A 15250-nucleotide genomic window follows, 5' to 3' on the forward strand; every position below is an offset into this window, starting at 1 on the left:
TCTTAGGAATTTGAACATGCAGACAGCATGTCATTTTGTGAATCAATTACTTTCGTTTTGACATTCAGCAAGCTCAATAAAGTTGGGAATAAATTGTCTTGGCTTAATGCTTTAGTTTTTTGCTGTGTTAAACACTGGACTTGACGACTGGCTTGTTGCTTCCACGCATCAGAGAACCACATCAACATCGGTACATGTGTTTGCTGACTTGGTGCAATCGCATATGGTGCGCCATGAAGATACATACCACTTTCACCTGTTGATTCACCATGATCTGATAAATACCACAAACCTGTCTCATACTGCGTTGTATTTTTTAATGTTTCAATCAATGAATCTAACACATAGTCAGTGTACAACAAGGTATTGTCATAACTATTAATCAGTGCATCTTGACTACATCCTTGGATGGCATTGGTATCACAAGTTGGTTTAAAGACTTTGAACTGCGGCGGAACACGTTTGTAATACGCAGGTCCATGACTACCCATTTGATGTAAAACGATCAATCGAGGTTGCGTGTCATTTTTAGAAATAGTTGCGATATATGTTTTCAAACTATCAATTAAAAGATCATCAAAACATTCACCTTCTTCACACCATTTCTGCTGGATAGGTTCAGGTATTTTAAACTGCTCAACGCGGTCACAAGCGCCCTTGCATCCAGAGTTATTATCAATCCAAGTAACTTTATAGCCAGCACGTTGTGCGATATCAAGTAAACCTTCTCGATGACTGGCAAGCCCTTCATCATAATCTTTACGAGGCATACCAGAGAACATACATGGCACTGAAACCGCCGTTGCTGTACCACATGAACTTACTTGAGAGAAGTTAATAAGATCTTGTTTTGATAATTTCGGGTTAGTATTTTTCGCATAACCATTTAAAGAAAAGTTTTCAGCACGAGCCGTCTCACCTACCACTAAAACCATCAATTTCGGACGAGTAGTATTGTCTTTTCCAAGTTTTGCATCAGTTCCATAAGTGACCAATGGTAAATTTTCTTTAGGCGCTTTCTTTTTATAATAAGACACAAAAGAAGCAATCATATTTTGTGGAGAGATCATCCCTTTTAAATCACGATTTTCACGAAAGATTGCTGCAAAATCCACGTAAAATACGAACAACAACCCACCCACCATCGCTAGTGATACGATCGTCGCCATGACCTTCTTCAACAACTGTTTCAAGATCGGTTCAGATTTCAGTTTTACGATCAATATGGCAATAATCGGTAATACGGTCATGCCCAGTGTCCAAGTGACCAAATGTATGGACCACGTATCTCTTGCTTCAGCGATATCTGTTTGCATCAAATTCTGAATCTGATCTGAAGTGATTAACACCCCTAATGTGCTGACAGCATATGAAGCAAATCCACCAATAAATACCATGGCGATTGCAACAGGCTTGGCTGTCCATTTCCAGTTCAAAAGTTGAAAAAGAAAGAAATAGGCTGAGACAACGACTACAGCTGAAGCGGCTACGAATAACCCTGCTTTAATACCTGTATAAGGTGTAAGCGACTGAAGCTTTTCATAAAAAGCAAAATTTAAGAAAAGTCCTAACCAAATTGAAAGCAATAGGTTAAACGTGAGTAGCGAAATAGGCTTTGCCCTTAGTTTTTTCAGCAGCATAGTCATCGTCACAATCGGAGAGATAATTTTGTATGCGACAAAGATAGAAGCTGAAACTTAAAAATCACTTAAAGCAACATGACTCGTGCAAAAAATGCAGAATTTACCTTAAAAAAATAACAATATTTATCATATAGATAATAATTAATTAGAGTTAATAATAATCATTATCAAAAATCATATATTATATTTAAAATAAATGTCATTTGAGCCAATAAAAAAAACACCCAATAAGAACCTTATGGGTGTTTTTAGAATTACATGGTTTAGAATTTGAATTCTAAACCTATGCCGCCTACAGGTTGCTTGTCTTTTTTGTCCGCTTGCTCAAGCGTTAAATAGCCAGCATAACCATAAGTTTTTACTTGCTTACTAAATGCATAATCCGCACCTGCAATGACTTGCTTAGCTTTGAAGTCAGCACTGTTGTCTTTGAAACTGGTATCGTTTTGGCTGTATTGAGCTTTCACTGTCCAGTTTTTAGACTGTGGAATGTTATATTCAGCACCAACTAACCAACCTTGTGCATCATCAATATTTTTAGCTTTTGCAGCCCATTTAGTTGCATCACCCGCATCAGCATAAGAAGTTTCTTCAACTTCTGAACTTTGATAAAGTGCTTTAAGCGCTAAACCTTCAATTGGATTTAATCGACCAATCGCACGAACTGTATTTGCAGCAGCAAACACTGATCCACCTGCAATTTCAGGATCAGATGCATTTAAAATACCTTTACCTAAGAACGTACTTGGGATCGCTTTGTCATAACCGAGACCCGCAACAAAAAGTGGGTTTTCATAAGTTACCGAAGCTGACCAAGCATCACCTAAGCCCTGACCTTCAACTTTGGCACCACCACTGCTTTGCTTAATTCCAGTCGCCTCACCTGTTGCCAGTAAAGCATTAAATTTAAATGCACCATCAAGAACTTTGACTGCAGGTGACTCATAGATCACTACATTATCAATACGGTTTTCACCAGTAAAAATCCCTGTTACATCTGCTTTGTTAGCAACATAGTTGTTGAAGGTATCTACAACACTAGAGAGTTGCTTGACTGGTGTGTCATGTTTACCAATTTTCACTGTACCCAACTTGCTGTCTTTTAAGCCAACAAAACGGTTACGTTGAGTCCAATCACTGCTGTCACCATCTGCACTGAATCCCCATTCAGCAGCATAAACAGCACTTAAACGCTCTGTTAATTTCTCATCACCTTTGAATCCGATAAAGGTGCTGTTCGAACTAATTTCCCAAACATCCTTGTTTGATTTTGTCGCATTTTTTTCTGGTAGATAATCAACACTCGCGTCGATTTCACCGTAGATTGTTGGTGCTGCAAAAGTAGAGGTTGCAAGTAAACCTAATACTGCTGCTGTTACAATTTTGATTTTCATTTTTGCCATCCTAGTTAAATTTGTAACAAATCCTACACATTAACTTTATATGACAAAACGATTAAAATCTTATTTATTTATTTCATTTTCGACTAAAGTTTAATTTTTAGCCGAGACTAACACCTTATCTTTTTTTATTATATCCACACCAAAAAATATTTATTAGTCAGTGATTTATAATGTTATCCATCATATTTTAAACTCAAGAAATAGAGCTAAAAAACAATTGAATGAAGAAATAAATTTATCGAAAAGCCTTAGATTGCCACCTTAAAATATTACAGTTTAATATCTAAGGTTTATAAATTTGTAATCAACCTTGATTAATATTTACATATTTCTTCCAATTAAAAATTGGTAGCAAACAAATGAATGATATTAGAAAAATTACAGACAAATAATAGTAATATCCAAGCAAATCACCAAGTAATCCACTTAGTAAATATAATAAACCACTGACTGTCGCCATAACTGAAACCTGCAAAGTAAAGTCAGTTCCCGCAAAGTGTTTACGGCTGTAGTTCATAATTAAGCTGAGCATGACCACCAACAACATCGCGGAACATGCATCTTCAAAGGCGTTGATTGCATATATTACAGAAGAATCAATTTTTTTATTATGTTCAAATACATAACCCAAATAAACATAGAAAAATAGACTTAGAATTTTTAACATAGAAAATATAATCAAGGCATAAGCCTTAGACAGATATTTTAACACCCCCCCTGCAATTGCTGCACCTAACAATGCAGCCACAGCACCTAAAATTGTAATATAAAGTCCAATTTGAGAAAAAGTTAAACCTAAATCAACAGCAAGTGGTTTTAATATAGGGCCTGTCAATCCATCAACAATCTTAAAAGTGATTAATACTAGCAACCATGCTTTTAACTGTGGAGACGAGCTAAAATAATGAAGATATTGTTTAATCGCATCAATTTTTGAATGATTTGAGCTGTTATTTAAACTTATCGATTTAATTCGTTCAGGTTCTTTATGAAATAAAATAGGAATGGTATTCAGGAATACTAAAACCGCCAACAATAAAAATGTTTTTTGCCAATATAACCAATCCAAGCACCAAAGTACGACACCTCCACCGACGATAAACCCTAACCGAGAACCAATCACTTGAAAGGTATTACCCCAGTGTAATTGATCATTTTTAAGTAAATTAACAGCTAAAGCATCCGTCGCAATATCTTGTGTTGCACCTGTAAGATTTATACATAACAGCAAAGTAAAGAAGATTAATAAATACAGAGGTTGATCAAGTGCATGAATCGGAAAAAAGGACAATATCACCAAAATAATAACACTAGCGAATTGAGTAGGAATAATCCAACTGCGATAGTGACCTAAATTCGAGATTGCATAACGATCAACATATGCAGCCCAAAAGATTTTGATCGACCACGGCAACATCAATAATCCAAAACCGCCGATATGTGCTAGAGATACACCTTGAGATCTTAAAATCACAGGTAAAGCATGTGTCATAAAACCGACAGGTAATCCTTGTGCCCAATACAACGAAAATAGCAATAAATAGATTTGACGAAGATTAGGCATGTAAGGCTGTTCCTAAAGTATTTCTTTGTAACTTCAACTATCTAATCCTCTCAAAACCACCACATTAAAATCTCATTTTTTGCCAATGCGATGCAGATAGTGAGAGTTTAAGATGGTTAAAGTTGTCATTATTTTTCTGAACCTATGTCACAACATTTTCCTGAATTACCGCCTCTAGTACCACAAAGAGGAACCAATTATAGCCGTGCATTGTGTAAGAAACTCTTTCTAAGTCAAGGTTGGAAAGTGGTTGGTGAAATTCCAAACTTACCCAAAGCAGTCGCTATTATCTCACCACATACGTCTAATATTGATGGGTGGTACGGTTTTCTTGCGATTGGCGGTTTGGGGCTCAAGATTACGGTTCTAGGCAAAGATACACTATTTAAGCCTCCGTTTAAGCCCCTTCTCAACTGGGCGGGATTAATCCCTGTGCATCGTGATAGTACCAATGGTTTGACTGAACAGGTCGTTGCGGAAATTCAAAAGTGCGATCGAATCTGGGTCGGAATGGCACCTGAAGGGACGCGTAAAAAAGCCGAAAAAATGAAAAGTGGCTTTTACCATATTGCACATGCAGCAGGCATTCCGATTGTGATGTTTTCTTTTGATTATGACCACAAAACGATTTACTGCTTAGGTGCCTTTACGCCAACAGGTCATTATCAACAAGATCTTGAAAAAATTATGGGTTTTTACAAAGGACATTTTTCTCCCAAAAATCCCAATTGGTTAGCAGAGCCATTACAAAAACTTGTGAAAAAAAACTAGAAAATCGAGGGCAAATCTGCTGAGATGTGCCCATCTTTTCGTCGATTTTATCTCCTTTTGATATGAAAATTGCTCAACTCTCCTGTTTAGCACTTGTTAGCTTGACATTATTTGGTTGTGATCAAGTTGCAAAAAAAACGCCACCAACTTCAACCTTAAAAGCACGTGAGCCCGTGATTGCTTTAGCATTAGGCGGTGGCGGTGCTAAAGGCTTTTCACATATTGGCGTCATCAAAGTCCTTGAGTCACATGGCATTAAAGCTAAAATTGTGACCGGCACCAGTGCTGGCAGCTTTGTTGGTAGCATTTATGCAAGTGGGCAAACGCCTTATCAGATGCAAAGTCTTGCATTAAAACTACAAGAGTCTGACATCCGTGATCTCACCTTAAATAGCCAAGGTTTTATCATGGGGCAAAAACTTCAGAATTATGTCAACAGTCAAGTTGCCAACAAACCGATTGAGAAATTCCCAATACGTTTTGCTGCTGTAGCAACTCGTTTAGACAACGGCAAGAAAGCTGAATTTATTAAAGGCAATGCAGGTCAAGCTGTACGTGCATCATGTAGTATTCCAAATGTCTTTGTGCCAACGGTCATCGGTGGTACCAAATATGTCGACGGTGGTTTAGTCAGCCCTATTCCTGTAAAAACAGCGAAAGATATGGGTGCTGATATCGTAATCGCGGTTGATATTTCTGCGCGTCCTACAGGTGATAAACCCATGAATATGTGGGGATTACTAGATCAGACGATTAATATCATGGGTCAGCAAAGTATTAACGAAGAACTTAATCAAGCTACTGTCGTGATTCAGCCGAAAGTCGGTCATCTCGGTGTACTTGATCTAAAATCAAGTAACCAAGCTATCTTAGAAGGTGAAAAGGCGGCTCAAGCCAAGATCACAGCGATCCGAGCTGCAATTACTAACTTCAAAAAATCCCCTGCAGCATTTAAACCTGCCCCTCGACCAAAATTCTAAAACACATTCATTATCTTTATATATTCATAAAGATAATCATCTGTTACAGTGCTAGAGGTGAATATTTTTTCACCTCTATTTACCGTTTAACGATACGAGCAAATCTATGGAATTTGTAGTTGAGCCTTGGCACTGGTTGGTATTAGGTATTTTGTTAATTCTTTCAGAATTGGTATTACCTGCATTTGCTGCACTATGGTTTGGTATAGCAGCAGTGATGGTGTGTATTTTACTTTGGCTTTTCCCAATGATGGGCTTTACCACTCAAGTGATCACTTGGGGGATTTTATCGATTTTATGTACGATTCTTTGGTTTAAATTTATAAAACCACTCTCAATTGATAAGACCAAAGCGGGTTTATCCCGTGAAGCAACCATTGGTCAAGTAGGAATGGTCATCCAAACTGGACTGGATCACAGTCAAATCGTGGTGCGTTTTCCAATGCCTGTACTCGGCTCTGATGAGTGGAACTGTCGAAGCACAGCTCCTGTAAAAGTCGGAGATCGTGTTCGTGTTATTGATATCATGGGTAATGATTTAGTTGTTCAACCGCATAGCACTTCATAAACATAAAGAGGGTTTCTAATGTCTGTCGGTACTATTGTTGTTTTAGCGCTCTTCGCTTTTGTTGGTATAACCATTTTTAAAGGGGTTCGAATTGTTCCCCAAGGTTATAAATGGATTGTTCAACGTCTTGGTAAATACCATACCACGTTGAATCCAGGTCTCAATTTTGTGATTCCATATGTAGATGAAGTTGCATATAAAATCACGACGAAAGATATTGTGTTAGATATTCCATCACAAGAAGTGATCACACGTGATAACGCTGTGTTAGTGATGAATGCCGTTGCTTATATCAATCTGACCACACCAGAAAAAGCTGTGTATGGTATCGAAAACTATACTTGGGCGATTCAAAATCTTGTACAAACTTCTCTGCGCTCGATCGTAGGTGAAATGGATTTGGATGATGCCTTGTCATCACGTGATCATATCAAAGCGAAATTAAAGGCTGCTATTTCAGATGATATTTCTGATTGGGGGATTACACTTAAAACTGTAGAAATTCAAGATATTCAACCATCACATACGATGCAATCTGCAATGGAAGCACAGGCTGCAGCTGAACGTCAGCGTCGTGCAACTGTTACTAAAGCTGATGGTGAAAAACAAGCAGCGATTTTGGAAGCTGAAGGACGTCTCGAAGCCTCTCGTCGTGATGCAGAAGCTCAAGTTGTTCTTGCAGAAGCATCAGCGAAAGCAATTAATATGGTGACCAATGCTGTTGGCGACAAAGAAATTCCTGTTGCTTACCTATTGGGCGAACAATATGTAAAAGCTATGCAAGATATGGCGAAATCGAATAATGCAAAAACAGTGGTTTTACCAGCCGATGTTTTAAATACAATTCGTGGTCTTATGGGACGTTAATTGTTTTTAACGTTTTATTTGCAAAAAAAGCCATGATCATCATGGCTTTTTTTGTGCTTGAGTACATCTTACTCTGCGATCAACGCTGAATGATCTTTTTCGGCTAATTGCTTAACTTTACGATCAAAGATAAAAGGGCCAAATGGTAAAATGGCAGCAATCAAGCCCAAATTAAAGATCGACAGAGACCATTTCATTCGATGACAAACAACTAAAAGCATCACAAGGAATAGTACAAATAAAACGCCATGTCCCATCCCAATATATTTGACAAAAACAGGATTTCCCCAAATATACTTAATCGGCATGGCAACGCCGAGCAATAATAAAAATGAAATGCCTTCAAGCGTTCCCACAAACCGTAAAGCTTGTACGTTCATATACTTCCCCAAATTAATTTTTTCGATCTAATAAAAATTTAGAAATCTCAATCAACTCTTTGGCATTTTCACCAAAGTATTCTAATGCTTCAAATGCTTGATCATGTAAGGTTTGTGCATAGGCTTGTGCTTGTTCTAACCCCATTAAAGCAGGATATGTTGATTTTTGGACTTGTTCATCTTTGCCTGCGGTTTTACCTAAGGTTTCAGTGCTCGCAGTGATATCCAAAATGTCATCCTGAACTTGGAAAGCTAAACCAATGCTCTGACCAAACTGACGTAATTTTGGAATCGCCTGATCTGTGCCAGAGTAAATAGTCACAGCGCCCATCATGATGGCAGCCTGAATTAAAGCACCTGTCTTATTACGGTGAATATTTTCCAATTCATCTTGGGCAACATGCTTACCTTCAGCTTGGAGATCCAAAACCTGACCGCAAACCATCTTTGAACTTGCTGTAGCTAAGATTTGCATTTGCTTGAGAACAATAGCGGCATCTGTACCTTGTGCCTGATCGTCAAATAAACGACTGCCTAAAATCTCAAATGCCATCGATTGCAGAATATCACCTGCCAACAAAGCAGTATCTTCACCAAATGCAACATGACAAGTCGGTTGACCACGACGCAGTAAATCATTATCCATGCAAGGCAAATCATCATGTGCGAGTGAGTAGCAATGAATCAGTTCTACTGCGACAGCTGCACGACGTGCGGCAGCAAAGTTTTGGTTGGCTTGTAACGAAGCAGCTGCATAACATAAAGCTGGGCGGATTCTTTTACCACCAAGCATGACGGCATGGTGAACAGCTGCTTTGAGTGGTTCTGGGAGAGAAAATGCAGCCAATGCTGTCAATAAATCTTGTTGAATACGTTGTTGAGCTTGTTTTAAAACATCCGCATTAACTGGAGAAATAGACGACACAATTGCCTCGAAAAATGAATAAATGAAGAAGTGACAGCATCTGTCAGAATGGCAACATCATATCACTATTTATCCCGATAGATTATCTTTGTATTTTCAAGCTATACAAAATAAAAACACCTCCAAATGGAGGTGTTTAAAACTGATGAAAACGGCTTAGAAGGTATCACCTGGTACACGAACCCAACCTTCCATCAGAACACGTGCACTACGACTCATTATGGCTTTTTTCACAGCCCATTTTCCATCAATCAACTCAGCTTGAGCACCAACACGTAACGTGCCTGAAGGATGTCCAAAACGAACCGCTTCACGCTCACCACCACCAGCAGCTAAATTCACCAACGTACCAGGAATCGCTGCAGCAGTACCAATTGCAACTGCAGCAGTTCCCATCATGGCATGATGAAGTTTACCCATAGATAATGCACGAACTAATAAGTCAACATCAGCAGCTTCAACTGTTTTACCACTTGATGATGTATAGGTTTTTGGTTGAGATACAAAAGCAATCTTCGGAGTATGCTGACGCGCAGCAGCTTCAGAGATGTCTTTAATCAAACCCATTTGAACAGCACCATACGCACGGATTTTTTCAAAACGAGCCAATGCTGCGGCATCACTATTAATATGATCTTGTAATTCAGTGCCTTGATAACCAATCGCTTCTGCATTTAAGAAAATAGTTGGAATACCTGCATTAATGAAAGTTGCTTGGAAAGTACCGATCTCAGGTACCACCAATTCATCAACAACATTTCCTGTAGGGAACATATCCCCACCTTCTTCACCATCATCAGCAGGATCTAAAAATTCGATTTGAACTTCTGCCGCAGGGAAAGTGACACCATCTAATTCAAAATCACCTGTTTCTTGAACTTGACCATTGGTCACTGGAACGTGCGCAATAATGGTTTTTTGAATATTCTTCTGCCAAATACGAACTGTGCAAATTCCATTTTCAGGTATACGAGCTGCATCCACCAAACCATTTGAAATTGCAAAAGAACCGACAGCAGCAGTGAGGTTTCCACAGTTACCACTCCAATCTACAAAAGGCTGGTCGATTGAAACCTGTCCAAATAAATAATCAACATCATGTTCAGGCTGTGTACTTTTAGCCAAAATTACCGTTTTACTGGTACTTGAGGTCGCCCCTCCCATACCATCGATTTGTTTACCGTATGGGTCTGGACTACCAATCACACGGAGAAGAAGTTGATCACGTGCTTTGCCTGCTTCTTGTGCCGCTTCAGGTAAATCATCAAGTTTGAAAAAAACACCCTTACTTGTGCCACCACGCATATATGTTGCAGGGACTTTGATTTGCGGTACTGAGCTCATGTCAATTTCATCCTTTTATCATGTTCTTGGTGCAAGTAAATCTTGAGTCTAAAATTACTGCACAGCAATAAAATATGCCATACGACCAATTGCTTTTCGGTCAATTGTTATGGGTAAAATGTGCTCACTATATTGAGTATTTTTGTACAAATTAACAATGGCATCGAAACATTTATACGCGGTTTAAAAATCAAGTGCCCGAATTAAATGCTCAGAAAACAAACTCCACTTAGTTTACTATTCACCCAAATATAAGATTTTAAATGAATTTTAAAAACAACTTTCCAGTCATAGCCCGCCTGTACTTTTACTAGTCGAAAATCATTCAATCTATTAGAATAATCCACTTATTCCTCGTCGAGCTCAGTCCTTTGAACAACGATTCTTCTAAACTTCAGCGTGGACTAAAAAACCGCCATATCCAACTCATCGCGATGGGTGGGGCTATTGGTACGGGCTTATTTTTAGGTTCTGCGCAAGTCATCCAGTCTGCTGGACCATCTATTATTTTGGGTTATGCGATTGGCGGTTTGATTGCTTTTTTAATCATGCGTCAACTCGGTGAAATGATCGTAGAAGAACCTGTAGCAGGTTCATTTAGTCATTTTGCATATCAATATTGGGGTAAATTTCCAGGCTTTTTATCAGGTTGGAATTATTGGGTATTGTATATCCTCGTTGCGATGAGTGAGCTCACGGCAGTCGCAAAATATATCAATTACTGGTGGCCCCATATTGCTGCATGGCAGTCAGTTTTATTCTTCTTTGTGATTATTACAGCGATCAATCTCACCAATGTAAAATTCTATGGTGAGTCAGAATTTTGGTTAGCCATTATTAAAGTTACCGCTGTTGTAGCGATGATTTTATTTGGTCTGTTCTTGCTGTTCACTGCGGATGCCAACTCTACGGCTTCATTTACCAACCTTTGGAGTCATGGTGGATTCTTCCCGAATGGGTTTGAAGGTCTATTCTTCATGCTGGCATTCTTGATGTTTGCATTTGGTGGTATTGAATTAATCGGTATGGCAGCGGCTGAAGCCAATGATCCAAAGAAAACGATTCCTAAAGCGATCAACCAAGTTGTGTTCCGTATTCTGATTTTCTACATCGGTTCACTCACAATTTTATTATCACTTGTGCCTTGGAATCAGCTTGATTTAGGTGGCTTAGATAAAAGCCCATTTGTAATGATTTTCAGTCAAATGGGAATTGGTTGGGCTGCTCACCTACTTAACTTCATTATCTTAACCGCAGCATTATCTGTATATAACAGTGGTATGTATGCAAACAGCCGCATGTTGTTTGGTTTAGCTGAACAAGGTAATGCACCTAAAGTATTTGCTAAAGTGAATAAACAAGGTGTTCCTGTTCCAGCCGTATTGCTTTCCGCATTGCTCATCTTCGGATGTGTACTTTTAAACTACTTCGTACCAGAAGATGCCTTAGGTCATTTGATGTATGTGGTGGTGGGTGCTTTAGTTTTAAACTGGGCAATGATCAGTTTGACTCATTTGAAATTTAAAGCGATGGTCAAACAAAAAGCATTAACAACGAGCTTCCCTGCTTTATGGTCACCATTCAGCAATTATCTTGTACTCGCATTTATTGCGGTTGTACTTTACATCATGTGGCAGCAAGGCTTTAAAGAATCTGTGCTCATGATTCCTATTTGGATCGTTCTAATGTTTGTGCTCTATCGTGTTTTAAATTTGAAAAATAAGAGCTAAACACAGCTAGTCGGTTTCATCAAAAAGTGATTGCTAAGGCAATCACTTTTTTGTTTATAATCATTTAATTATGCGCTCATAGCTTAACTGGATAGAGCAGTTGCCTCCTAAGCGACCGACGTGGGTTCGAGTCCCGCTGAGCGCACCATTTAGCTGTTGAAGTCAATATTTTTTAATATGGTCGACGCCAGTGATATAGAAATTCATACCCTGCATAAAAAGATCAGCTTTGTACATTGAAGTAACAGTTGATAAATCATTTAAGCTTTTTAAAATCAAAAATAGATGCGCATTTTTATGCCGTAAATTATTTACCAAGCAAACGCTAAAAAATACAGTACTTTTAAATCTCAATCATTAAATTAGCTAGCTAATAAGGCTCTCGCTTTGATCAATAAATCCTGCTGATCAATCTCAGATGGATGAAAACTTGCTTTATAGAATGCTAAATAGTCAGGTAATAAACGCCACATCATGTGGACAAGACCCATAAGTGTTTGTGTGTTCTTGAACAGCTGCTTCGGTGAATATAAGGTATTCTTTCGATCTTGCCAGACTAAATGACCTGTCATTATGATCGTGCTACTGATGAATCCCACCGTAATTGTTCGCATACTTCTACGACGTTGAGCTAAGTTGGCAAAGACTTGCTGATATACATCAAATGCCACATGCTTATGTTCGATTTCTTCAACAGCATGCCAAAGCCAAAGATTCTTCATATTTTCAGATAAGCCTTTAAACATAATATTTGGATATTCAAGCATATAACCTGCCATCATCGCCGTAAAATGCTCAAGTGCGACTGTAGCAGCCAATTGACGGCGCTGACTTAAAGTTCTTAAGCGGATCATTTCCTGCTCATAAGCCTTTTCAAACTTTTTTAGATGATAATCATTACTTTGCACCAGTTGATTAAACTGCTCATGTGCTCGCGCATGATGCGCCTCTTGCCCAATAAAACCTGAGATATCTTTTTGTAGTTGTTCATCATGGATTTGATCACGCACATTTCGGACGGTTTCTACAAAAAAGCGTTCACCCTGTGGGAAGCTCATGGATAGAGCTGTGAGAAAATGTGACATCAAAGTAGATTCAGTGTATTGCGTGGTAATTTTTTCGGCTTTGAATTGCGTTTGGCGCACTGTAATTGTATTCACATCATTTGACATCGTCGCTCTCCTCACGCATAACATTTCTGTAAGCAAACACTAAATCACATGAGCAAGTCTTATGACTTACATCTCTTATTGATCTACTACTTCAATCAAAACATTAGCTCAACTATTTGAAATTAAATAGAGGCTACACAAAGTTCCAAATTGGAACTAAATATTAAATTATAGCCTCTTCTGAATGCTGTCAATTTGTTTTTCATATACCAGTGTTATTTGTCCTATAAAGACTTGTTATGTCCTTCGCTGAGTTATGCCTTAAAACTCATAGAATTTTGAGCCTAAATTTAACTCATTACAAAGCTATGCCTAAATAAATGCTGTTCCAATTAAAGCATTTAGCAGCCTTTTTGAGTCCGACATCAAAATATGTGATGACTTAAATATCCCAATTTTTTTCAATAGCAGTGATCTGGCTCAAGACATGCTGATACTCTGCCTGTTTAACAGTACACCACAATGCAACAAAATCTTGATTTAAATATTCACTCATCCAATGATTAGCTTTAAATCTCTTCAATGCATCCATTTGTTCTGTCGGAAGAAAATAATGTTCACCAATCTGCTTAGATTGATTCACCGATTTAGGGATTGCCGATATGTGAGTCAAGCCATGCAGCGTTCCCATTAATATGATGGCGACTGCTAAATACGGATTGCAATCGGCTCCAGCTACTCGATATTCGATTCTTTGATTTTCTGAATCCGCACATGGGATGCGCAGTGCGACATTACGATTATTCCACCCCCAGTTTGCTTCCAAAGGGACATGCTGACCTAACTTAAATCGGCGATATGAATTGAAATTGGGGGCTAAGATCGCCATAGAATCTGGCATAAAATGAATCAATCCACTGATTACATTTAATAATGGCTTTGCAAAGTCACGTTCAGAACAGCTAAAAATATTATGTTTGTTAGCATCAAGTAGACTCATATGAAAATGCATTCCACTCCCTGCTTTATGCAAATCTGGTTTTGCTAAAAAATTAGCTTTAAAGCCATGTTTATTTGCAACTTGTTTAATACTCCGTTTTAACATCAAGATTTGATCACAGAGCCTCAAAATATCAGTTCCATGCGGCAGATTAATTTCATACTGATCTGACGATGACTCAGAAACGATTCCAGTGATATGTATTCCCTGTATTTGAGCAATCGTTTCTATTTCATCCAACACTGCTTGGATATCAGCATGTGGGTTTAAATCAAAACATTGTTTAGGGATGGCTGACTTTTGGCTCTCTTGGGATAAAGGCTGTAAGTAAAACTCAAGCTCAGCAGCAATACATGGAAAATAATCTAACTGATGTAATCGATTCAGCAATTTCTTTAAAATATTGCGCGGTTCATAACGACAATCTTGTACATTATTTTCTTTCATCGTTAAAAGTAACTGGGCATTGATATGTGGATCTATGGGATTGGGATGTAATGACCCCAACACAGGTACACATAAATAATCTGGTTCACCGACAAATTTGCCTAGTCCAGTTTCCTCAACAACATTTCCATCCAAACTCATGGCGTAAATAGACAGCGGTAGATAACAACCCTTATCTAAGCTTTTGAGACAACTGATATCTATCCTTTTGCCTCGTAAATGCCCATTGAGATCATAAAGGAAAATATCGATGTGCTTAGTATTAGGATAAGTATCTAAATAGCTATCCACTTCATTGAGGAAGCTGTGATTATGAATGGAGTCATTAACCCTAGTGCGTGCAACTAAGGGTTGAAGATTATTATTAATTTTAGTCGCAGAATTTATCTCAGCTAATGCTGCACTCATGGCTATAGACCTAAGTTATTTCGATCTAATCAGCTTAGTGAATGCAACAAAAGTTGTAACGTAAAGACTTTATAAATTATTTTACCTATCCAGTAAAAAAATCATAAA

Annotated in this window: 13 protein-coding genes and 1 tRNA gene; 6 read left to right on the top strand and 8 right to left on the bottom strand. The window is 38.2% G+C overall.

Going from position 1 to position 15250, the window contains the following annotated elements; translation table 11 throughout:
* Positions 1-2: 2 nt before the first annotated feature.
* The 3 genes from H2677_RS12040 to H2677_RS12050 all read right to left on the bottom strand — a co-directional run bounded on the left by H2677_RS12040 (position 3) and on the right by H2677_RS12050 (position 4610).
* Positions 3-1640, bottom strand: coding sequence for a phosphoethanolamine transferase (locus H2677_RS12040; protein WP_212639611.1), 1638 nt, complete (start codon positions 1638-1640; stop codon positions 3-5).
* Positions 1641-1906: 266 nt separating this feature from the next.
* A complete protein-coding gene (locus H2677_RS12045) occupies positions 1907-3037 on the bottom strand; it encodes a porin (protein ID WP_087540607.1) in 1131 nt (376 codons plus the stop codon).
* A gap of 313 nt (positions 3038-3350) precedes the next feature.
* Positions 3351-4610: an MFS transporter gene (locus tag H2677_RS12050; RefSeq protein WP_212638638.1), complete on the bottom strand. Its 1260-nt coding sequence runs from the start codon at positions 4608-4610 to the stop codon at positions 3351-3353.
* 144 nt (positions 4611-4754) lie between these two features.
* Here H2677_RS12050 and H2677_RS12055 point away from each other — a divergent pair, with 144 nt between their 5' ends.
* From H2677_RS12055 to H2677_RS12070, 4 genes are all read left to right on the top strand, one after another.
* Entirely contained in the window at positions 4755-5381 is a 627-nt protein-coding gene (locus H2677_RS12055; RefSeq protein ID WP_212638639.1) for a lysophospholipid acyltransferase family protein, read from the top strand.
* A 62-nt stretch (positions 5382-5443) separates the two neighbouring features.
* On the top strand, positions 5444-6361 hold the full coding sequence (locus tag H2677_RS12060; RefSeq protein WP_005402178.1) for a patatin-like phospholipase family protein: 918 nt from the start codon (positions 5444-5446) through the stop codon (positions 6359-6361).
* A 106-nt stretch (positions 6362-6467) separates the two neighbouring features.
* Complete coding sequence (locus H2677_RS12065; RefSeq protein ID WP_004908503.1) at positions 6468-6929, top strand: NfeD family protein; 462 nt, start codon at positions 6468-6470, stop codon at positions 6927-6929.
* An 18-nt stretch (positions 6930-6947) separates the two neighbouring features.
* Positions 6948-7796 (top strand): SPFH domain-containing protein, encoded by an 849-nt coding sequence (locus H2677_RS12070; protein ID WP_212638640.1) that lies wholly within the window; start codon positions 6948-6950, stop codon positions 7794-7796.
* Positions 7797-7864: 68 nt separating this feature from the next.
* Here H2677_RS12070 and H2677_RS12075 read toward each other — a convergent pair whose 3' ends face one another.
* From H2677_RS12075 to prpF, 3 genes are all read right to left on the bottom strand, one after another.
* Positions 7865-8176 carry a DUF3817 domain-containing protein gene (locus tag H2677_RS12075; RefSeq protein ID WP_004908508.1) on the bottom strand — a complete coding sequence of 104 codons (312 nt, stop codon included), beginning with the start codon at positions 8174-8176 and terminating at the stop codon, positions 7865-7867.
* 13 nt (positions 8177-8189) lie between these two features.
* A complete protein-coding gene (locus tag H2677_RS12080; RefSeq protein ID WP_212638641.1) occupies positions 8190-9101 on the bottom strand; it encodes a polyprenyl synthetase family protein in 912 nt (303 codons plus the stop codon).
* A gap of 156 nt (positions 9102-9257) precedes the next feature.
* Entirely contained in the window at positions 9258-10445 is a 1188-nt protein-coding gene (prpF, locus tag H2677_RS12085; RefSeq protein WP_212638642.1) for a 2-methylaconitate cis-trans isomerase PrpF, read from the bottom strand.
* Between the two features lie 371 nt (positions 10446-10816).
* On the opposite strand from prpF, the gene H2677_RS12090 reads away from it, so the two are divergent.
* Together H2677_RS12090 and H2677_RS12095 are read left to right on the top strand one after the other, a co-directional pair.
* Positions 10817-12175, top strand: a complete 1359-nt coding sequence (locus H2677_RS12090; RefSeq protein WP_004950684.1) for an amino acid permease — start codon at positions 10817-10819, stop codon at positions 12173-12175.
* Positions 12176-12247: 72 nt separating this feature from the next.
* A tRNA-Arg gene (locus H2677_RS12095) sits at positions 12248-12323 on the top strand.
* A 214-nt stretch (positions 12324-12537) separates the two neighbouring features.
* Here the strand turns inward: H2677_RS12095 and H2677_RS12100 are convergent.
* Entirely contained in the window at positions 12538-13347 is an 810-nt protein-coding gene (locus tag H2677_RS12100; RefSeq protein ID WP_004950682.1) for a metal-dependent hydrolase, read from the bottom strand.
* A 382-nt stretch (positions 13348-13729) separates the two neighbouring features.
* Positions 13730-15142, bottom strand: a complete 1413-nt coding sequence (locus H2677_RS12105) for a glutamine synthetase family protein (protein ID WP_212638643.1) — start codon at positions 15140-15142, stop codon at positions 13730-13732.
* Between the last annotated feature and the right edge of the window lie 108 nt (positions 15143-15250).

Origin of the sequence: Acinetobacter junii, assembly GCF_018336855.1 — a bacterium.
GTDB classification, from domain to species: Bacteria; Pseudomonadota; Gammaproteobacteria; order Pseudomonadales; family Moraxellaceae; genus Acinetobacter; species Acinetobacter junii.